This window comes from Oceanospirillum sanctuarii (assembly GCF_002150805.1).
Classification (GTDB): Bacteria; Pseudomonadota; Gammaproteobacteria; order Pseudomonadales; family Halomonadaceae; genus Oceanospirillum; species Oceanospirillum sanctuarii.
In genome coordinates, this window is record NZ_MTBA01000004.1 from 372794 (window position 1) to 394110 (window position 21317).

Consider the following 21317-nt stretch of genomic DNA (forward strand, 5'->3'; position numbering starts at 1 on the left):
AACATCATGATTCCTCTCTGTTGCGCCCCCGCTGACCACGGTTACCCATACGCACCCCAATCTCCATCAGGAAGGTAAAGAACTCATCTTTATCCTGAATCACTTCCTGGAAGAAACGGGACTGATACAGTGCTGCAGCACCGTGAACCAGAGCCCAGTGCGCACAGTAATGGAAGTAAGAAGGCACATCTTCCAGCTTGTTTTCATCGATACGCGCGGTAATCAGATCGGTAAGACTTTCCAGATTTCGGGCACGGAATTTATGCAGTTCATCCAGCATATCGGAGTCACCGGAGGACTTGGTCAGCTTTTCTTCCAGACGAGAGAACAGCAGGTACTTACCCGGATCCTGCATGCGGAATTCGAAATATGCGCGGGACAGAGCTTCTTTATCTTCAGAAATCTTCGGGGATTGGAACAGGTCAGCAAGGTCTTTTTCATAATCCAGCATCAGACGCAGATAGATCTCAGATTTACTGCGAAAGTGCTTATAAATGGTGCCCTTACCTATGCCTACATGATCAGCAATCATCTCAACGGTGACACGATCTTCACCATGCTCCAGAAACAGCTCAAGAGCTGCATCCAGAATATTCGCTTCACGCTGGCGAAACTCCTGCACTTTGCGTGCTTGTTTTTCCACTGCTGATAAGGTCATAACATCTACTGCCTAACAAATATGCATCTGTTGAATTACCAGTATCGTGGCGATTAAGGATACTGATACCTGTTAACGCAACCCCTATGCTGCGCTGCACACAATACCATTTTGCACTTAATTTGACCAGATTCTTTTTTTCAGTCACATTTTAGCAGTTTATAAAGCACAAATAAAAAGCCCTGCACTTTTTATCCTCGTGCAGGGCTTTTTCCGCTATTCCGATACTGTCGATAATCCAAAGAGCGGGAAAAACTTTCCGTTATGTCCGGGAGTTAATGTCTCAAAGCACCCAGAGGGATATGTATCAGTTTTGGGTGTACATCCAGTTCCGGATTCATCACATGGACACCACCTGCTTCAAGCACACATTGAAGACTACTCTCACTGATATCAGAAAAAACCAGTTCACTGTTATCATCCCGAATGGTCAGGGAACCTTTGTGATCGATAAAAACTCTGGCAGTAGCCACGTTGAATGCAGGTCCAACCTTAGGCAGTAAGACACGGTTAAATGCTGGGCGTGCAATAATTTCAAACTGATCGACCTGATAAGTTTTCATGTCGAATCCTCCGTGTTTGTTTTTTTATAGTCATTCTCACGTCACAAACCCAGTATATGCTCAGCAGGTTCTGGCATTATGACGCTTTAATGAATTTGCATCCCATGTAATCCTGCAACTTGATCCCTGTCACTATTCGGCATTTAAGCCTGTATTCCCCCTGCATTAACGCCGTATTAACTGATAGACCCAAACCGGTCACACTTCTGCATCGCTATCTCTGACAGATACCCGGATATAGCTTACTCTTAAATAAGAAGTCGCTTTTTCGATACATCCGCCATTTCATCAGGCTCCCGCTGTACAGAACAACCAAGAATCGCGGAGGATACTGCGATGAAAATAACGAGAATGACACGGCCAATCGTTAACTGGCTGACACAGCAAAGACCCTCACCTGAATTTCCTCTGTCGGATTTTGAGCGCATCCGTTATGAGGTTCGTCCCTGTGACGTACTTCTGATCGAAGGACGCTCAAGGGTCAGTGACGTAATTAAGATGATCACCCAGAGCCCCTGGTCCCATGCCGCGCTCTATCTCGGGCGCATACACGATATCGAAGACCCGGAACTGCGAAATACGCTGATGGAGCTGTTTCCTTTCAGCCCGGATACTCAATTGATTGTGGAATCGGAACTGGGTCTGGGGACTGTCGTACGGGATCTGGCCAGCTATAAGCAGGATCATATTCGTATCTGCCGCCCCCGGGGTATCAGCCACAAAGACAGCCAGCAGATGATCCATTACGCCATCAGCCAGTTGGGCAAAGAATATGACGTGCGCCAGATTCTTGATCTGGCCCGTTTTCTGTTTCCCTGGTGGATTATGCCGAGACGCTGGCGGTCCTCGCTGTTTCAGCATAATGCAGGCAAAGCGACCAAAACCGTATGCTCTACCATGATCGCTGAAGCCTTTGGCTTTATTCAGTTCCCGATTCTGCCTCTGGTGAAGAAAAATGGTGATCAGGGCGTACAGCTGTTCCGCCGTAATCCTAAGCTCTGCACCCCGAGGGATTTTGACTACTCACCTTACTTCGAGATCATCAAGTATCCCTTTATGGATTTCTCTGACCATGCGGATTACCGACTGCTGCCCTGGCATGGCAAAGGTATTCTCGATAGTCAGGAGGAGTCGATGTATGTCTACCCGGAAGGCCAAACCAGTGATGAGCCACTACCCGCGCCAAACGGGAATAATGAAAAAAGCGTTAAAGAAACTGACAAGAAAGATAGTAACAGTGAGCTGAGCGAACATACTGAGGCAGAGGAAAATTCAGCTCAAAGTAAAAAGAGACTTAAGGTAAAGAAAGAACCCTTTGTCGCCTTTACCTCACCTCAGACGGACGCGGATTTTTACGAAGGTGAAATGCCTGCCGGAAGAAGGACCCACTAAAACTTTCCGGTTTTCGACCAAAAACTCAAAAGCCGGATCTGTTAGCACAGATCCGGCTTTTAACATTTTCTATAAATGAACTATCAATAAGTACTGCTTACTCTGCAGCCACCGCCTTAGGGGCAGCACCTTTAAACAGGCGGAAGAAATTAGCCGTGGTTTGCATCGCCAGTTCATCATAGGAGATGCCGCGCTGCTCCGCGATAAACTCAGCAACATCACGAACATACTGCGGCTCACACTTCTTACCACGATGGGGAACAGGAGCCAGGTAAGGAGAGTCTGTCTCCACCAGCAATGAATCCAGAGGAATTTTGGTTGCCACTTCGCGAACCTGATCCGCATTGCGAAAGGTAACGATCCCTGAGATCGACACATAATAGCCAAGCGCTATACCACGACGGGCCATGTCCAGATCTTCGGTAAAGCAGTGCAGCACACCACCGGCATCAGGACCGTACTTCTCCAGCATCTCCAGCGTATCTTCTTTAGCATCGCGGGTATGGATAATAACCGGCTTGTTCACTTCCTGTGCCGCCAGCAGATGACGCTTAAAACGCTCCTTCTGGAGCTCTTTAGTCTCAGGAGCGTAGTGATAATCCAGACCGGTTTCACCCACCGCTACGATCAACTCATCTTCAGCTTCTTTCACCAGTTCTTCCACCGTTGGCTCGTGTGGAAGATCCTGCAAAGGATGAACACCCGCTGAAGCAAAAATCGATGTGTACTGACGAGCCAGATCTTTCAGTTCAGCAACATCATCCAGAGTGACACTAACTGCCAGAAAGTGGCTGACACCGCGCTCATGGGCAGCCTCAAGAGCCAGGTTCAGGTCTCCGTTGTATGGTGAAAGATCCAGACGATCCAGATGGCAGTGAGAGTCGATCAGGTACATAAATATCCTAAAGTCATCAATCAGGGCGATTACTCGCCAGAAGTAAACGTGTCGCTAAAGAGTGTGTGTCGGGTGCTGCGAGTTCAGACGGCCAGCCAGATAGCGCTCAATCTTATCCCGCAAAGAGATCTGCTCGTCAGAAAACTGCACACCGATACCTGCGGTTCGGCGGCCATGGGCACCTTGCGGAGTGATCCAAACCACCTGAGCGGTAACCGGAATTTTATCCGGCTCGTTCATCAGGTTCAGCATCAGGGACAACTCCTGTCCGAGACGGAAATTCCCCCGGGTCGGCAGAAAGAGACCACCATTTTGCAGAAAAGGCATATAAGCTTCATAAAGCTCATCTTTATTGGTTAAGTTAACCACCGCTGCCTTAATCGGCTTCTCATCACCTTTGACCTGCGCCATGCGCCCGACTCCCTGAACCGCGAATTAATGAAGATTATAGTAACATCTTACCTGCCCAGCGAATAAGCAGGGCTTCCATCGCTAACTGCAGATTGGGGTTAGCACCGGACAATAGCTGGGTCCGTAAACGCCCAACATCCTGAAACAACAGTCGTGCCTTCTCAAGACTGGAAGAGTGCTGCCATTGACGATACAACGGCAGCATATCAGGGAAAGAGAGATCAGCATCATCCTGAGTCACCATCCAGCGACACCAGTCGTTCAGCCACTGCTGCATCCAACGCAGCGTCCATTGCAGATCACCGTCGATAAAGCTCGGGGCTAATTCGACAGGATCTCCGCCACGGGTCAGGTTTTCCATGGCAAAAAAGAGTTTATCCCGTTGCTTATGCAGAGCCTCATCAGCCAGTTCCTGAGCCAATAAAGGGTTGCCTTGTGCCATTTTCAACAGTTTCTCAGCATGCAAAGCGGCATGGCTGGAAAGATGATGATTCAACCAGTTCAGTGCCTGCTCACGATCCGGAATCGGCAGTGAAAATTGCTGACAACGACTTTTGATCGTTGGCATGACCGCGCTGGTTCGGTTACTCAGCAAAATGAAGAGCACATTATCGCCAGGCTCTTCTAGATTTTTCAGCAACGCGTTGGCGGCATTAATATTCATAGCATCTGCTGGTTGCAGAATCACAACCCGAAAACCACCCTGCTGCGCCGTCTTACTGGCAAAGGTTTGTAACTTTCTGATCTGCTCAATCTTGATCTGCTTGCCTTCGCTCTCCGGCATCACTTCTGCTAAATCGGGGTGTGTGCCTGCATGAAATAAGGTGCAGGACGCACATTCTCCACAGGCCGTTTGAGCCGGATGACGGCACAACAGATAAGCTGCCAAAGCTCTGGCCAGATGGTACTTGCCGATCCCCTGCTCTCCGGCCAAGAGCAACGCATGGGGCAAACGACCAGAGCGATGCTGCTCAGTCAGCTGGCTCCAGCAATCCTGCTGCCAGACAAAAGGCATAAGTGGTGAGTCTTTAACGAGTTCTGTCACTGGGTGTTCCAAATTGGCAGTTATCGAAAGTTGGCTTAGAGAAAGCGTTACTCAAACAAGCAGAGGCGATCAGCTACGCTGCAGAAAGAAGCCCTGCAGCACCTCAGCAATATCCTGCTGAACCTGCTCCAGTGCCTGACCGGCATCGATGATGGCAAAGCGCTCTGGTTCTGCTGCAGCGCGGGTCAGATACCCCTGACGCACACGATCAAAAAACTCGGATTGCTCCTGCTCGAAACGGTCAGTGGTACCACGCTTATTCATTCGCTGGCGGGCAACTTCGGTCGGCAGATCCAGCAAAATAGTCAGATCAGGGCGTACATTTTCCTGCACCAGCTGCTCAAGCTGAGCAATCCAGTCAAGATTCAGGCCCCGGGCATAGCCCTGATAGGCGTAGGTCGCATCAGTAAAACGATCCGAAACCACACAGCCACCGCGAGCCAGTTCCGGCAGGATTTTTTCATCCAGATGCTGGGCACGGGCAGCAAACATCAGCAGAAGTTCCGCTTTCTGGCTGACATTCTCATCCCGCTGGCTCAGCAGAAGCTCACGGATCTCTTCTGCCATAGGGGTACCACCGGGTTCACGGGTCATCATTGGCTGATGCCCCTGCTCTTCCAGCCACTGTTGAATAAACGCCAGATTGGTGCTTTTACCCACACCTTCTGAACCTTCCAGAGTGATAAAGCAGCCACGGGCTGTATTTTCAGTATTCAAAGTCATCTTGTATTCGCTCAAAGCCGTCTTGTTCACTCAAAACAATCTGCGGACTTACCTATCCAGCCGGTACTCGAAGCCACCAGTCGGTACTCACAGCTCTTACTGAGCTGAAGGCGCAGACTGGTAATCCTGCTTGCGCTTGTAGATCTGGTAGTGACGCACCGCCTTATTGTGCTCTTCCAGCGTTTTGCTGAACTTATGACTGCCATCGCCACGGGCAACAAAATACAGGTCGCCTTCTTTCAGGGGATGCAACACCGCATGAATCGCTTCACGCCCGGGAAGAGCAATAGGTGTTGGCGGTAAGCCATTGATTCGATAGGTATTATAAGCTGTTTTTTCTTTCAGATGGCGACGAGTGATATTGCCCTGATAGCGATCGCCTAAGCCATAAATTACCGTAGGATCCGTCTGCAGGCGCATCCGTTTTTCCAGACGCTGAACAAAAACACCAGCAATCCGTGAACGCTCTTCAGGCACACCGGTCTCTTTCTCAACAATGGAGGCCATAATCAGGACTTCGTAGGCACTCTTATAAGGCAGCGCTGCTTTATCCGCCTGCTGCCACTCTTCCTCCAGTACCCGATTCATCTTGTCATAAGCGCGCTTCAGAATCTGAAGATCGGTAACGCCTTTATGATACTGATAGGTATCCGGAAAAAAACGACCTTCATGGTGCTCAACTTCTTCCAGTGGCTTACCGGAAACCTGCTGCATAATCTCAGGAAACGTCAGGTCTGTGGTTTTAATGGTCAGTTTTTCCTGTTGCTGCAGTAACTGAAGGGCCTCAGCAAAGTTAAGCCCCTCCGGCAGCGTTACCTGATACTGAACCGTCTTGCCAGAAGCTAATAACGCCATCAATTCATAAGCATTCAGCCCAGCTGGAATCTGGTATTCGCCAGCTTTAAGGCGAGCTTTCTCAGGATTCAGCTTCAGCCAAACTTTTAACGGCCAGACTTCCGGTAACACTTCCAAAGCCTGCAGCTGAGCCATCACCTGATGAGCTCCCAGACCTGACTTCACCTCATAAACCAAAGGCTCAGTCACGGGTAACGGACGTTCCAGAAGTTGCTGCCAATAAGTCACAACGCCCAACACAAGGACCACACCTAACGCTAAAACAGCACCAATAATCCGGCGATTGAGAAAAGCCATAGTTTTTCCTTAACACAACGCTCCGGAATCACTCCGGTGGAACACAAATACAGTTAATTCAGTCAATCCATTATTGATCGACTCGTTATCGGCCAGCATAAGGTAACGCCAGCTTCTGATGGAAAAGCTCCATCAAAGTAAGGAGGTCAGGATGAGCAGAAGACTCCCATTGCCGAATCTGAACACCTTTAGAGTCAGACCATTCAGTCAGAGGAATAATCCCCCGAACACTGTTACAGATAAATGCCGCATCGGAATTCAACAGCGCACTTTCATACAAAGCCGACTCTTTCGACTCGGTAATTCCCGGCAAGATAGCAACATCTGAATTTAAAATTGCATCCCGCATCACTCCCTGAACGCCACAAAGATCAAGCTTTGGTGTGAGAAGCTGGCTGCCCTGAATGATAAAAAGGTTCGCCATGGTCGCTTCGATTAAAGCACCAGTTTGACTGAACAAGAGGCCTTCAAAATATTCATCCTGCCATTCCGATCTTGCCATCACCTGTTCCAGACGATTCAGATGTTTCATACCGGCAAGCACCGGCTGGTCAGAAAGTTTCAGCTCACAGCTTCGGACCCCAACACCTGAGAGATAGTGATCAGAGTTCGACTCAGGTAAGGGAAAACCCTGAAGTATCCATTGGCTATCAGGCTGATCGGGAACCCGATAGCCACGACCACCACTTCCCCGGGTGACGATAAGTTTGGCAACACCAACCCCATCAGAGATAACCGTTTTAAAACCTGTTTTCAGCTCAGCCTCTGTTAGCGGCAGGGGAATATTCAGACGCTTCAGGGACTCAGATAAACGCTGCCAATGACGATCAAACAGCAATACCTCTCCATCAATCAGCCGAAAGGTTTCAAAAACGCCATCACCATAGGCTAATCCGCGATCGGTTAAGGGAAGGTTTTGATCCGGAATACCATTAATCAGAGTCTGAAAAGCCATATAACCAGCTCAGGTAGCAAACAGCAGAGATAAAAAAGGGCCCAATGGGCCCTTTTCGTGCAACAGCACATGACAGCTCAGAACCGTCATTACACCTTGGAGAACAGCAGAGAACCGTTGGTTCCGCCGAAGCCAAAGGAGTTAGACAGAGCGTGCTCGATCTTCATGTTACGTGCAGTGTGCGGTACGTAATCCAGATTACAACCTTCAGCCGGGTTTTCCAGGTTGATGGTTGGTGGAGCAACCTGGTCACGAATCGCCAGTACAGAGAAGACAGCTTCTACTGCACCAGCAGCACCCAGCAGGTGGCCGATCATAGATTTAGTGGAGCTTACTGCAACATTCTTAGCAGCATCGCCCATCACTTTCTCTACGGCGCGGCTTTCTGCGATGTCACCAGCCGGAGTTGAAGTACCGTGAGCATTGATATAATCCAGCTGCTCAGGATTCAGACCCGCATCTTTAATGGCATTAGCCATAGAAGCTGCAGCACCACGACCATCTTCCGGAGGAGACGTCATGTGGTATGCATCATCGCTCATACCGAAGCCGGTCAGCTCAGCATAGATGGTCGCACCACGAGCTTTAGCGTGTTCGTACTCTTCCAGTACCAGTACACCAGCACCATCAGACAGAACAAAACCATCACGGTCCGCATCCCATGGACGGCTCGCCGTTTCAGGAGAGTCATTGCGGGTAGACAGTGCACGCGCTGCAGCAAAACCGCCCAGTCCCAGAGGAGTGGTTGCCATTTCAGCACCACCAGCAATCATCACGTCTGCATCACCATAAGCGATGGTACGAGCTGAGTAACCGATGTTGTGAGTACCAGTGGTACATGCCGTAGTGATTGCAATGTTTGGCCCCTGGAAACCGTAACGGATCGCCAGGTTACCGGAAATCATATTGATAATACTGCCGGGAACAAAGAATGGAGAGATCTTACGAGGACCTTTATCCAGCAGATTATTGTGGTTCGCTTCGATCATCGGCAGACCGCCGATACCGGAACCTACGGCAACACCAATGCGGGAAGCATTTTCTTCCGTGCACTCCAGACCGGAATCGGTCACTGCCTGAATAGCAGCAGCCATACCGTACTGGATAAAGGTGTCCATTTTGCGTGCATCTTTTGCAGGCATGTATTCGGAGACATCAAAGCCCTTGATTGAACCACCAAACTGGGTGGTGAAACCCGTTGTATCAAAGTGTTCAATCGCCGCGATACCGCTTTTACCAGCCAGAATACCGTCCCAGCTGCTTTCAACACTATTACCGAGGGGCGTGATCAAACCCAGGCCAGTAACAACGACCCTTCTGCGAGTCATTATGCTTCCTCCAAATACGCTTTAAACACTACCGGTGCATTGAGATATTTAGCTTACAACAAATCGCACCCGGCAATAAAAGAAAAGCCGCCTCTGCTACGCAGAAAGCGGCTTCTTTGTAGTCAGTCTCAGACTGATTACTCACCCGATCTTACTGGTGAGAAACTACGTAGTCGATTGCTTCCTGAACGGTAGTAATCTTCTCAGCTTCTTCATCAGGGATCTCAGTTTCAAACTCTTCTTCCAGAGCCATTACCAGCTCAACGGTGTCCAGAGAGTCTGCACCCAGATCGTCAACGAAAGAAGATGCATTGGTGATTTCTTCTTCTTTAACACCCAGCTGCTCACTTACGATCTTTTTTACACGCTCTTCGATAGTGCTCATAACTTAAAATTTCTCCTGTGGGTACAAATATCCGAACAGCAATAAAAGCTGTCCGGTATTTTATAGAGGGTTACTGAGTGGCGCAATAGCTACCAGCCAACAACCGGCTTTAGCGCATATTCATGCCGCCATTAACTTGCAGAGTTTCACCAGTGATGTAACTCGCACCTTCACTCGCCAGGAAAGCGACAGCATTAGCAATCTCTTCTGGCTGGCCCAGACGGGCCAGAGGAATCTGTGTCAGCAGCGCTTTGTGCTGCTCTTCAGGCAATGCATGAGTCATATCCGTAGCAATAAAGCCCGGCGCTACTGCATTAACTGTGATGTTACGGGAAGCCACTTCGCGTGCCATTGCACGGGTAAAACCTTCCATACCCGCTTTAGCTGCTGCGTAGTTACTTTGTCCCATGTTACCCATAGTGGCAACAACAGAACTGATGTTCACGATACGACCCCAACGAGCTTTTGTCATGCCACGCATTGTCGCCTTAGCAACACGGTAAACAGACTTCAGGTTAGTGTCGATCACAGAATCCCACTCGTCCTCTTTCATACGCATCAGCAGGTTATCCTGTGTGATACCTGCGTTGTTGACAACGATCAAAGGAGCGCCGAATTCTTCGGTAATTGCTTTAACAACAGAGTCCACAGACTCCTGAGAAGTTACGTTAAGAACGTAACCTTTACCCTGATAGCCTTGCTCTGCAAGACCTTCAGTGATGTTCTGTGCACCAGATTCAGAAGTTGCAGTACCTACAACGATGGCACCCATTTTGCCCAGAGCATAAGCAGTTGCACGACCGATACCTCGGCTTGCACCTGTTACCAGAGCTACTTTTCCTTCAATACTCATCTGATTCTCCGTAAGAGTAAACTTAGGCGCCTTTAACCAGCTCAATGGTCGAAGTCAGTGACTCAGGGTCATTAACCGCCAGAACTTTCAGGCTGCGCTGAATCTTTTTATTAAGACCGGCCAGAACCTTGCCCGGACCACATTCAACAGTAGTGTCAACACCCTGCTCAACCATATGCTCAACACAGGAAACCCAACGAACAGGGCTATACAGCTGTGCCAGCAGGTTTTCACGAATGGTATCAACATTGCTGTGCGGCTTACCATCAACATTCTGAACCACCGGAATACGCGGCTCTTCAATAGTGATTTTTTCCAGCTCAGCAGCCAGCAGCTCAGCTGCAGGCTTCATCAGTTCGCAGTGGGATGGAACACTTACCGGCAGTGGAACAACGCGCTTCGCACCCAGCTCCTGACATTTAGCACCCGCACGCTCAACAGCGGCAGTACTACCGGCAATCACAACCTGACCCGGGCAGTTATAGTTAACCGGAGCCACTACATCGCCATCAGCCGCTGCCAGGCAAGCTTCTTCAACTTTTTCATCCGCCAGACCAAGAATGGCGGCCATAGCACCTGTACCTTCAGGTACAGCCTGCTGCATAAATTCACCACGCAGCTTAACCAGACGTACCGCGTCGGCAAAGCCCATTGCGCCCGCACAAACCAGAGCGCTGTACTCACCCAGACTATGACCGGATACCATAGCAGGACGTGGACCTTCCAGCTCCTGCCATACACGCCAGATAGCAACGCTGGCGGTCAGGATAGCCGGTTGTGTTTTATCGGTTTGGTTTAATGTCTCTGCAGGGCCTTCCTGAACCAGCTGCCAGAGGTCATAACCTAAAATCTGTGAGGCTTCTTCAAATGTCGTGCGAACTACCGCATAACGATCAGCCAGTTCACTCAGCATGCCTACTGCCTGCGAACCCTGTCCAGGAAAAACAAAAGCCAGGGACTGTGTCATAGCAAACCCTTTACACTGTTATTATTAATTAGGTTTCAGCCTTACCTGCTGTAGAGCTGAACCCCTTATGATCCTTGTATTTTGCCCATAACGATCAGATCATTTTGGACAATCTTCCAACCCTCCGGGCCAGAATAGCGCGCGATTATAGCACAGCAAAAAAAAAATCGAGGCCAAATTTACAAATTCACACCCGAGTTACCATTTGCGACTTTTTCACCTACACGCTGACACAGACCAGACTCAGCCGCATGCACAGCATGAAGGATCGCACGATAAAAACCTTCCACCTCAGCGGCACCGTGGCTTTTCACCACAACCCCCTGAAGCCCCAACAAAACCGCACCATTATATCGTTCCGGATTTAATGATCGCTTGATACTCTTCAGCACAGGTCGAACCAGCACACTGACAAGACGACCATATAAAGTGCGTTTAAAGCCCTGACGGATCTGCTGAAACAAAAAGCGCACTACACCTTCACTGGTTTTTAAAGCAGTGTTGCCGGAAACGCCATCACAGACAATGACATCTACCTGGCCTGCAAAAATATCACTACCCTCAACAAAGCCTTCGTAGCGAACAGCTTTCGACGCAGAAAGAATAGACGCTGCATCACGGACCAGCTCGGTCCCCTTCAATTCTTCTTCACCTACATTAAGTAGCCCAACAGACGGAGAAGGCTTCTGCTGCATCACCTCCGCCATAGCACTACCCATCAGAGCAAACTGGTAGAGATCATCGGCATCACAACCCAGATTCGCCCCCAGATCCAGCATCAGGCACTCGCCACCTTTAACAGGTAACTGACTACAGATAGCCGGACGACTGACACCGGGATACATTTTCAGCAAATAACGACTAATCACTGCTAGGGCACCGGTATTACCCGCACTGACACAGGCTACCGACTCTTTATCAGCTACCGACTGAACCGCAACATGAATAGAGGAACCTTTCTGATGACGCAAGACATGCTTGGGACTATCGCCCATGGCAACGGAAATATCAGAATGACGAAGCTGAATACGCTGAAGAAGCGGAGATTGCTCAGGAAGCAGAGGTTCGATCTCTTTGAGATCACCAACCAGAAGAACAGAAAGACGGGAGTCTTTTTTGAGCGCGCGTAGCGCTGCGGGAATGGCAACGCGGGGACCGAAGTCCCCGCCCATCGCATCAACAGCGATTAACACAAGCCGACCTTATTCGTCGCCTTTGTCAACCACTTTGTTGCCACGGTAGAAGCCGTCTGCAGTCACGTGGTGACGCAGGTGAACTTCACCAGTAGTTTTATCTTCTGAAAGCGTAGACGCAGTCAGCGCATCGTGAGAACGACGCATACCGCGCTTAGAACGGGTTTTACGGTTCTGTTGAACAGCCATGACAACTCACTCCTAAATACAACTAGAGGTTGCAGTTAACGTTTTCCCTTCAGTTGCTCTAACACACTGAAAGGATTTTCCGGTTTAGTTTCAGGTTGGACTTCTTCTGCTTCACCTGAAACCAGCATTTCACTTGTAACAGAGCAGTCACCTTCATCGTGATACGCCGCAATAGGCAGCGTCAGAAGAATTTCATCTTCAATCACAGGCAACAGCTCAAGCTTTTCGTCTTCGACGATCAGCGGTTCATACTGTTTCGGCAAGTTAGCCGCAGCCTCATCAGAAGCAGCGATAGCTAACAGAAATTCGCTATCAACCTCATAAGGCATCGCCTGCATGCATCGCTGACAAGGCACCTGAAACAGGCCCTTCAGCTGACCACGTACAAAGCGGATTCTCTGAGGGTCAATATCGAACTCAAGACGCACATGGCAATGCCCATCGCTATTTACCAGGGCATCAAGCACGCGATGGCATTTTTCAAGGGAGATATCTCCCTCTAAAACACCGGCATCACGAGCTAATTTGTACGGCTCGATTGTAATGGGAAGTCGGTCACCAAACATAAGCGCGCAATAATAGGGATATGACCCGCAACTGTCAAAGGATTGAACACAAGAACAGCAAATAATCTCTGAAAAGATCGGATACAATCGACTTTTCAGGGGGTTATCCATCACCCATGCTTATCTGACGCGCTAAAATGATGCTTCAGCACGCTAGCTGCAGCTGATAAACACCCTTATCAAAAGGATACTATTTACATGCTCTCACTGGTTCTGGCATCCACATCTTCCTACCGCAAGCAACTTCTCGAAAAACTGGGCCTTTCTTTTACACAGAACGCGCCCAATATTGACGAGACAGCCCACGACGGGGAGAGTGCCAGCACACTGGTAGAACGCCTTGCCAGAACGAAAGCTATTGCCCTGGCAGAGAACCACCCTAACAGCCTGATCATCGGCAGCGACCAGGTCGCTACTTTTGACGGGCGCATTATCGGCAAACCGCACACCAAAGACAACGCCCAAAAACAACTTAAAAGCTTCAGCGGCAAAAAAATCACTTTCTACACCGGACTTGCCCTGCACAACACAGCTACAGGCGAAACTAAAAGCCTTGTCGAGCCTTTTGAGGTCCATTTTCGCAGACTGACCGATGACCAGATTATTCACTACATCGACAAAGAGTTACCACTGGACTGCGCTGGCAGCTTTAAATCAGAAGGTCTTGGTATCACACTTTTCGAAAGACTTGATGGCCGGGACCCAAATACTCTGGTCGGCCTGCCTTTAATCGCCCTTTGCGATCTTCTGAAAGAATTTCAGATGTACCCGCTGGACTGAAAATCAGCTCTAACAAAAATAGATCCAACAAACGCTACAGGCAAAAAAATAGCGGACACTTCATACAAACAAAGCTGCCCGCTATTTTCATTCGGCAAAACCGACATCAGCCTTTTAGTAAGACCTAAGATCCGTAATGCGCAGTATCAGTAAAGCTTAGGCTCATTAAACAAAGCTTTTAACTGAACGCCCATCTCACGACTGATCTGCTTCCATGGCGAAGGCTCTGGCGTAAAGTCCATCAGTCGGTTCACACCCACCTGTTCTTCAGCCACCTGTCGCACACTGGCAAGACCGTCAATCAATCCCAGATCAACCGCCTGCTCACCACTCCAGACCAGCCCCGAGAAAATCTCAGGATCGTTCGCCAAGCGATCACCACGCCCATCTTTAACTGCCTGAATAAATTGCTGATGAGTTCGGTTTAGCACCGACTGCCAGAAAGCCGCCTGCTGATCACTCATTTCGGTAAACGGATCCATAAAAGCCTTATTATCACCGGACGTAAACACCCGACGCTCCACGCCCAGCTTATCGATCAGACCACCAAGACCAAAGCCTGCCGAAACCACTCCAATGGAACCCACAAGACTGGCACGATTGGCATAGATCTCATCCGCACCGGCAGCAATATAATAGGCACCGGAAGCCCCCATATCCCGGATCACCGCAAACACAGGAGTATCCGGATGCTTAGCCCGCAAACGCACCAGCTCATCATAAACTTCACCGGAATGCACAGGACTACCACCAGGGCTGTTGATATTCAGAATCAGCGCCCGGGTTCCACTGTCATTAAAAGCAGCACGAATCCCACGAATCAGGGTGTCAGCATTTGCCTCCTGCTCCTCACCGATCTGCCCCAGCACATTGACCACCGCAACATGCTCACTGGCAAATTCATCGCCCGTAACCTGATTCGATGACTTCCAGACAAATACCAGAGCAACAATCAGCACAGCAAAGCGGACAAAGCGGAAAAACAACTTCCAACGACGAGCCCGACGCTGCTCTTTCAATGTTTCCATCAGCCACTGCTGCATCATTTTATTCTGCTGGACCACAGGATCTTCTGATACCGCTTTATTGCTTTCTCTGCTCACAGCTGCAGCCTGACTCTGAAGCACATCGGACTGCTCCTTTATCTCTTCACCAGCTTTTGGCTCATTCCAATCGGATTGACTCATTGATCCCTCTCCTTAAACCCTTACCAAACCACAGTCGCTTTCCAGCATCCCTGCTAACCCGCTAAAACCCAGTCCACCAGCTCAACAAACTCATCCGCCACAAACACAGGGTTATAACCCTGCAAACGATCCGGATGGTGCGCGCCATAGGTTACTGCAATACGATCCATACCTGCATTTTTTGCCATTCCCAGATCATATTCGGTATCACCAACCATCACCGCCTGGCGCACATCAAAACCGGTGACATCCAGCAGCTCATGCAGCATTAAAGGATCAGGCTTTGACAAAGTCTCATCAGCGCAACGGGTATGCTCAAATAAAGATGCCAAACCAACCTCAGGCAACACCCGATCCAATCCACGACGGCTCTTACCGGTCGCAACCGCTAACATACAGCCTGCGTCTTTCAAACGCTGCAAACCCTCTTTAACACCATCAAAAAGCGGCATTTCCAGATTGGAACGCTCCAGAAAGTGATGGGTGTAACCCTGACGAATCGCATCGACACCTTCTTCATCAATCCCCGGGCAAATATGTCGAATCGCCTCAGGCAATGCCAAACCGATAATATTTCGTACCGCTTCATCGGTCAGCGCTGGCTGCCAGCCATAATCATCCGCTGCCGCCTGCATACTGGTAATAATTCGCGCCTCGGAATCCACCAAGGTGCCATCCCAGTCAAAAATAACAAATGGATATTTCACAACTCACCTAATTCTTTAAATAGATAACGCTTGATTCTTAACGCTTAAGTTCTGTCAAACGATCCAGAATACTTTTCAGACTGGACTCATAAGGCGCCTGAATCTCAACAAAAATTCCGCTTTCAGGTTCAGGAAAACCAAGGGATGCCGCATGCAGAAATAAGCGTTTGAAACCCAAGCCTTTGAAATGCTGATGTACCTTGTCATCACCGTATTTCACATCCCCCACCAGACTGTGACCGATCGACTGCGCATGAACACGAATCTGATGGGTTCGCCCGGTCACAGGCTCCGCCTCAACCAGCGTACAGGCAACCCCCTTCGCATCCAGTCGTTTCAGAATACGAAAACGGGTCAGCGACGCCTTACCTTCTTTAGGATCGACTTTTACAACACGCTCACGACCGCCAATATCATGTTTCTTCAACGGAGCATCGATCTCAGTGACCGCATTAGGCCAGCGACCCACCGCAAGGGCATGATATTTCTTCCGGAAGGCTTTAGCCTTCAGCTGCTCCTGCAAAAAGTTAAGCGCTTTACGGTTTTTAGCGATCAGAAGACAGCCCGAGGTATCTTTATCCAGACGATGCACCAACTCGAGATAGCTGCCCTCGGGGCGAATCTGACGCAAACTTTCGATCAGACCACCCTGAATACCGGAACCGGCATGCACAGACAGCCCCTGAGGCTTATTGATCACCAGCCAGTCATCGGTCTCTTTCAGAATTGCTGCTTCCAAAGCTTCGGCTAACTCTTTACTCACAGGCATATCTTCTGCTTTCTCAGCAACCCGAACCGGTGGAACACGCAGTACATCCCCAGACTGCAAACGATAAACCGCCTTCACCCGCTTCTTATTCACCCGAACCTCACCCTTACGGATAATCCGGTAAACAAGCGTTTTTGGCACCCCCTTCAGAAAGGTAATCAGAAAATTATCAACCCTCTGACCTTCATTGTGACTATCGATGGTGACAAAACGGACAGATTGAGCAGCTTCAGCCACATAGCCTCCCGGGGCAGTTCTTCAATTAAATCAAATTGATGGTTTGGACGATAACTGCTATATTGCAGACCGCCTGAAAAAAGACTAACAACAGACATCTATTTGTCGCCTGCACGCCTGAGCGATGGGGTATGAACTCCCCCGACAGGAAAAACAGCCCGGCATTTTCAGGCAGATATCACCGCTAATCTGCTGAGCAACATTCGTAAATGATACGGATCGTCAGCAACCAGCGAGATGGTAACAGATTACACATTGAATGTGAGCTGAATGAGCAGCTTGCAATTTCCGTTAACAGCACACCCAAACAACCTGAACAGTGCGAACGGATCAACTTATGTTTCGTGTCCGGTGAGACTTGCGGAACGACTGGATTGTTTAGCGCTGGCCGATTGCCAGCCCTCGGTATCATCATTTGTCGTCATCCAGTCCTGTACCAAGCCACCAGTATGTTTTTCACCTTTAACTGCCATCTTCCGCAGCACCTATGTTCGCAGGAAGCGTAGTCAGAGTACGGCGCAACGATCAGAAACTGCCCATTTTGCAGCTCAGATAACAAATAGCCGGTCGCTGAAGAGCATTAAGCACGCATAAAAATCTTGATTCCTAGCTCCCGAAGGTTGGTCAGCCCTGCTGACACTGGGTGTCCAAAGGACCCAGAAGACTTCGATGAAAAGAATGCTAATCAACGCAACTCAGCCTGAAGAGTTGCGTGTTGCCCTTGTAGATGGCCAGAGACTTTATGATCTGGACATTGAATCAGGTTCCCGCGAGCAGAAAAAAGCCAACATTTACCGTGGCCGCATCACCCGTATCGAACCCAGCCTTGAAGCTGCCTTTGTTGATTTCGGTGCCGAGCGCCATGGCTTCCTGCCTCTGAAAGAGATCTCAAAAGAGTACTTCAGCAAAAAACCATCTGAAATTCAGGGCCGCATTAACATCAAAGATGTGGTTAAAGAAGGCACTGAAGTTATCGTTCAGGTTGATAAAGAAGAACGTGGCAATAAGGGCGCAGCTCTGACCACTTTCGTTAGCCTGGCTGGTCGCTATCTGGTTCTGATGCCAAACAACGCCCGTGCCGGTGGTATCTCCCGCCGCATCGAAGGCGATGACCGTACTCAGCTGCGCGATGCGATGAACCAACTGAAAACCCCTTCCGATATGGGCGTAATCGTTCGTACGGCTGGTGTTGGCCGTAGCGCAGAAGAACTGCAGGTGGATCTGGATTACCTACTGCAACTGTGGGATGCGATCAAAAGCGCAGCCATGGAACGCCCTGCTCCTTTCCTGGTTTATCAGGAAAGTAATGTCATCATTCGTGCCATGCGCGACTACCTGCGTCAGGATGTTGGTGAAGTTCTGATCGATAACCCAGAAGTTTTCCAGGAAGCGATGAACTTTATCCAGCAGGTGATGCCGGGCTTCAGCAACAAGATCAAACCTTACGAAGATCCTGTCCCTCTGTTCAGCCGTTTCCAGATCGAAAGCCAGATCGAAACGGCGTTCCAGCGTGAAGTGAAACTGCCTTCCGGTGGCTCGATTGTGATCGACCATACCGAAGCACTGGTATCTATCGATATCAACTCCGCACGCGCAACCCGCGGCAGCGATATTGAAGAAACCGCACTGAACACCAACCTTGAAGCAGCCGATGAAATTGCCCGTCAGCTGCGTCTGCGTGACATCGGTGGCCTGATCGTTATCGACTTTATCGACATGACGCCGGTTAAGAACCAGCGTGAAGTCGAAAACCGTATGCGCGATGCACTGAAAGTGGATCGTGCCCGTGTTCAGATCGGTCGTATCTCTCGCTTCGGCCTGATGGAAATGTCCCGTCAGCGTCTGCGTCCGTCTCTGGGTGAAACCAGTGGCGTGGTATGCCCTCGCTGTGAAGGTCAGGGCACCATTCGTGATGTCCAGTCTCTGGCACTGTCTATCATGCGCCTGATCGAAGAAGAAGCGATGAAGGACCGTACCGCTCAGATCCGTGCGATTCTGCCGGTGAGCGTTGCAACCTTCCTGCTGAACGAAAAGCGTAAGACACTCAGCGATATCGAAACCCGTCAGGGTGTTGAACTGCTGATCGTTCCGAATCCGCATATGGAAACGCCGCACTACGAAGTGTCTCGTCTGCGCGATGATCAACTTGAAGCAGCCGGTGAAGAATCCAGCTTCGAAATCAGCGTAGAAGCTCACGATAAAGAAGAAGAGACCGTAGTTACTAAGCCTGCTGAACGTGCTCAGGCAGCCGTTCGCAGTGTTGTGCCTGCTAACCCTGCTCCAGCAGCCCCACAGGCTGAGAAGCCTGCTGAAACTGAAGGCTTCTTCAGCAAGCTGATCAAAGGCCTGGGCAAACTGTTTGCTGGTGACAGTTCAGAAAGCACTGCGAAAGAGAATAAGGCTTCTCAGGAAGACTCTGAGAAAGACAATCGCAACAACCGCGATAAGTCGAACCGCAACCGTCGCCGTAACGAGCGTAAGCCTCGTCGTGATGGCCGTCGTGACAATCGCAACCGCGATGAGCGCAATGGTCGTGAAGAGCAGGACGATAAAGCGACACAATCTGATCGCAAGTCCGACAACAAGAAGTCAGACAAGCGTAATGATCGTAATTCAGATCGCAATAATGACCGTAAACGTCAGAACCGCGATCAGAAAGCAAAAGACGTCAAAGAAGTTACCGAGAACACTTCGGAAGAGACTCAGGAGCAAAAAGCTCAGGCTGAAGCCCGTGAGAACAATCGTCCGAAGAACAAGCGTACCCGCAACAATCCTCGCCGCCGTCGTCGTAACCGTAATGGCGAAGGTACGGAACAGGCTGAAAACCAAACTCAGACTGTAGCGGATAATGCACAGGCAGAAGCCCCGGCGGCACCTCAGGCAAAACCTGAAGTAGCCCCACAGGCTGAACCGGTTCAAGCTGAAGAGAAGAAGGCAGAAGAGAAAAAAGCTGCTCCTGAAGAAGCTCAAAGCAAAGAAACCGCTAAAGCGATCTGGGCAAAAGCGGAAGCGACTATCGCGTCTCAGACTGAAGAACCTTCTGTTCAGGCTGATGCTGAAAGTGCTGCAGAAGCCGCGAAAGCAGCTTCGGTTCCTGCTGGCGGCACTCAGAGTGCTCCGGTTGTATCAACCGAGGTAACTGAAACCGCTAATACCGCTGAAACAGCCGAGAACACTGCTGCTGTTGAAAACACCGAAGCTGCCAAGGTTGAAGAAGCTCCGGCTGCTACTGCTGTTACTGAGCAAACAGTTGAAACCGCGACTCAGGTTGTCGAAGAAGAGCAGGCTCCACAGCAAGCTCAAGCTGAAACCATTGAAGTCGCAGAGGTCGAAACTACTGCGGTAGCAGTGGAAGAAGCTACTAAAGCTGAAGAAGCTCCTGTAGCAGCGGAACAAGCCGCTCCTGCTGAAGTTGTTGAGGATGCGAAGGCTGAAGAAGCACCTGCTGTTGAATCTGCTCCTGCAGAAGAAACACCTGTGATTGAAGAAGCACCTGCCACTGTGGAAGTAACTGAAGCGACTCAACCAGTAGCCGAAGTAGCTCAAGCACCTGCTGCAGAAGCTCAGCCAAGAAAGCGTGTCAGCCGTAAGGTTCGCGCCAAGATCGCAAAAGAAAATGGTGACGTTGAGCTGAAGATTCCAACTCTGACACCAAACGATGAAGCGATTGCTCTGCCAGAGAAGAAAGAAGTTGTTAAGAAAACACGTGAGCGTAAACCGCGCTCTGGCCGCGTTGCTAACGACCCTCGTCTGAACCGGGAATAAAACCTCACCCTGATATCAGGGTGAAGTAACAACCCAAACAGACAAAAAAACCCAGTCTTATGGCTGGGTTTTTTATTGCCTGTTAAAAAGAACAAGTCTGCATTAACGCTTCCGGTTCGGATCAACCAGTTCAGCACCACTATTTAACTTACAGTTTTTTTTCGCCATTCGATCCATGATGTTACTGATTCGTTGCATCGACTCCATCACCGTCGTCAGGCTATCCAGCTGCTGCGACAATTGTCCTTGCAGGTTGTCCAGATGGCGAATAACAGGGTTTTCTTCCTTAGGCTTTCTGCCCACTGCCCGTTCATTACTCTGATTAGGCAATGAAACCTGCTCTGAATAAAATTCAGAGGAATGATTTTTTTTCGAATAGAGTAATTCAGCTTTCGTCCGTGCATTCATAAATCACCTGCTTTTGCTGGAAATAGCCTGAGGACACAACAAGCGCCCATTAACCGCATAAAAAGAATGGTTTAATCAGGTGTCAAAGCGGTGAACAGATACCGACAAAACAATGAAGACTTAAAGTCAGCCCGATGACGACAACAAATATAAACAGAGACCCGGAAGATGTAACAGAAACAAAAAAGG

The 21317-nt window shown here is 49.6% G+C and carries 23 protein-coding genes; 3 read left to right on the top strand and 20 right to left on the bottom strand.

What is annotated here, in order from left to right; genetic code table 11:
* Positions 1-4 precede the first annotated feature (4 nt).
* A complete protein-coding gene (locus tag BV405_RS08660) occupies positions 5-658 on the bottom strand; it encodes a TetR/AcrR family transcriptional regulator (RefSeq protein WP_245832280.1) in 654 nt (217 codons plus the stop codon).
* A gap of 275 nt (positions 659-933) precedes the next feature.
* On the bottom strand, positions 934-1221 hold the full coding sequence (locus BV405_RS08665) for a hypothetical protein (protein ID WP_086480471.1): 288 nt from the start codon (positions 1219-1221) through the stop codon (positions 934-936).
* Between the two features lie 336 nt (positions 1222-1557).
* Between BV405_RS08665 and BV405_RS08670 the strand changes: the two genes are divergently transcribed.
* Positions 1558-2613, top strand: coding sequence for a YiiX/YebB-like N1pC/P60 family cysteine hydrolase (locus tag BV405_RS08670; RefSeq protein ID WP_176330094.1), 1056 nt, complete (start codon positions 1558-1560; stop codon positions 2611-2613).
* Positions 2614-2710: 97 nt separating this feature from the next.
* Here BV405_RS08670 and BV405_RS08675 read toward each other — a convergent pair whose 3' ends face one another.
* From BV405_RS08675 to BV405_RS08735, 13 genes are all read right to left on the bottom strand, one after another.
* Positions 2711-3508, bottom strand: a complete 798-nt coding sequence (locus BV405_RS08675; protein WP_086480472.1) for a TatD family hydrolase — start codon at positions 3506-3508, stop codon at positions 2711-2713.
* A gap of 54 nt (positions 3509-3562) precedes the next feature.
* Positions 3563-3919 (bottom strand): PilZ domain-containing protein, encoded by a 357-nt coding sequence (locus tag BV405_RS08680; protein WP_086480473.1) that lies wholly within the window; start codon positions 3917-3919, stop codon positions 3563-3565.
* A 34-nt stretch (positions 3920-3953) separates the two neighbouring features.
* The gene (locus BV405_RS08685; protein WP_140054536.1) at positions 3954-4964 is read right to left on the bottom strand and encodes a DNA polymerase III subunit delta'; all 1011 of its coding nucleotides are present in this window, start codon (positions 4962-4964) and stop codon (positions 3954-3956) included.
* A 69-nt stretch (positions 4965-5033) separates the two neighbouring features.
* Entirely contained in the window at positions 5034-5687 is a 654-nt protein-coding gene (gene tmk / locus BV405_RS08690; protein WP_086480475.1) for a dTMP kinase, read from the bottom strand.
* A 96-nt stretch (positions 5688-5783) separates the two neighbouring features.
* Positions 5784-6839: an endolytic transglycosylase MltG gene (gene mltG / locus BV405_RS08695; protein ID WP_086480476.1), complete on the bottom strand. Its 1056-nt coding sequence runs from the start codon at positions 6837-6839 to the stop codon at positions 5784-5786.
* 85 nt (positions 6840-6924) lie between these two features.
* A complete protein-coding gene (gene pabC / locus BV405_RS08700; RefSeq protein WP_086480477.1) occupies positions 6925-7794 on the bottom strand; it encodes an aminodeoxychorismate lyase in 870 nt (289 codons plus the stop codon).
* An 89-nt stretch (positions 7795-7883) separates the two neighbouring features.
* The gene (gene fabF, locus BV405_RS08705) at positions 7884-9122 is read right to left on the bottom strand and encodes a beta-ketoacyl-ACP synthase II (RefSeq protein ID WP_086480478.1); all 1239 of its coding nucleotides are present in this window, start codon (positions 9120-9122) and stop codon (positions 7884-7886) included.
* A gap of 151 nt (positions 9123-9273) precedes the next feature.
* Positions 9274-9507, bottom strand: a complete 234-nt coding sequence (acpP, locus tag BV405_RS08710) for an acyl carrier protein (RefSeq protein WP_077242679.1) — start codon at positions 9505-9507, stop codon at positions 9274-9276.
* A 109-nt stretch (positions 9508-9616) separates the two neighbouring features.
* A complete protein-coding gene (gene fabG / locus BV405_RS08715; RefSeq protein WP_086480479.1) occupies positions 9617-10360 on the bottom strand; it encodes a 3-oxoacyl-ACP reductase FabG in 744 nt (247 codons plus the stop codon).
* Between the two features lie 22 nt (positions 10361-10382).
* On the bottom strand, positions 10383-11327 hold the full coding sequence (fabD, locus tag BV405_RS08720; RefSeq protein WP_086480480.1) for an ACP S-malonyltransferase: 945 nt from the start codon (positions 11325-11327) through the stop codon (positions 10383-10385).
* A 179-nt stretch (positions 11328-11506) separates the two neighbouring features.
* Positions 11507-12520: a phosphate acyltransferase PlsX gene (gene plsX / locus BV405_RS08725; protein WP_217895610.1), complete on the bottom strand. Its 1014-nt coding sequence runs from the start codon at positions 12518-12520 to the stop codon at positions 11507-11509.
* 9 nt (positions 12521-12529) lie between these two features.
* Positions 12530-12709 (bottom strand): 50S ribosomal protein L32, encoded by a 180-nt coding sequence (gene rpmF, locus BV405_RS08730; RefSeq protein WP_086480481.1) that lies wholly within the window; start codon positions 12707-12709, stop codon positions 12530-12532.
* Positions 12710-12744: 35 nt separating this feature from the next.
* A complete protein-coding gene (locus tag BV405_RS08735) occupies positions 12745-13386 on the bottom strand; it encodes a YceD family protein (protein WP_245832281.1) in 642 nt (213 codons plus the stop codon).
* An 87-nt stretch (positions 13387-13473) separates the two neighbouring features.
* On the opposite strand from BV405_RS08735, the gene BV405_RS08740 reads away from it, so the two are divergent.
* Positions 13474-14055, top strand: coding sequence for a Maf family protein (locus BV405_RS08740; RefSeq protein WP_086480483.1), 582 nt, complete (start codon positions 13474-13476; stop codon positions 14053-14055).
* 146 nt (positions 14056-14201) lie between these two features.
* Here BV405_RS08740 and BV405_RS08745 read toward each other — a convergent pair whose 3' ends face one another.
* The 4 genes from BV405_RS08745 to BV405_RS17665 form a co-directional block, all read right to left on the bottom strand.
* A complete protein-coding gene (locus BV405_RS08745; protein ID WP_086480484.1) occupies positions 14202-15242 on the bottom strand; it encodes a S49 family peptidase in 1041 nt (346 codons plus the stop codon).
* A gap of 53 nt (positions 15243-15295) precedes the next feature.
* Positions 15296-15949 carry an HAD family hydrolase gene (locus tag BV405_RS08750; protein ID WP_086480485.1) on the bottom strand — a complete coding sequence of 218 codons (654 nt, stop codon included), beginning with the start codon at positions 15947-15949 and terminating at the stop codon, positions 15296-15298.
* 37 nt (positions 15950-15986) lie between these two features.
* Positions 15987-16955: an RluA family pseudouridine synthase gene (locus BV405_RS08755; RefSeq protein ID WP_086480486.1), complete on the bottom strand. Its 969-nt coding sequence runs from the start codon at positions 16953-16955 to the stop codon at positions 15987-15989.
* Between the two features lie 335 nt (positions 16956-17290).
* Positions 17291-17428 carry a hypothetical protein gene (locus tag BV405_RS17665; RefSeq protein ID WP_176330095.1) on the bottom strand — a complete coding sequence of 46 codons (138 nt, stop codon included), beginning with the start codon at positions 17426-17428 and terminating at the stop codon, positions 17291-17293.
* A gap of 196 nt (positions 17429-17624) precedes the next feature.
* Here BV405_RS17665 and rne point away from each other — a divergent pair, with 196 nt between their 5' ends.
* Entirely contained in the window at positions 17625-20720 is a 3096-nt protein-coding gene (gene rne / locus BV405_RS08760) for a ribonuclease E (RefSeq protein WP_176330096.1), read from the top strand.
* A 102-nt stretch (positions 20721-20822) separates the two neighbouring features.
* Here the strand turns inward: rne and BV405_RS08765 are convergent, their stop codons facing one another.
* Complete coding sequence (locus BV405_RS08765) at positions 20823-21050, bottom strand: hypothetical protein (RefSeq protein WP_140054537.1); 228 nt, start codon at positions 21048-21050, stop codon at positions 20823-20825.
* Between the last annotated feature and the right edge of the window lie 267 nt (positions 21051-21317).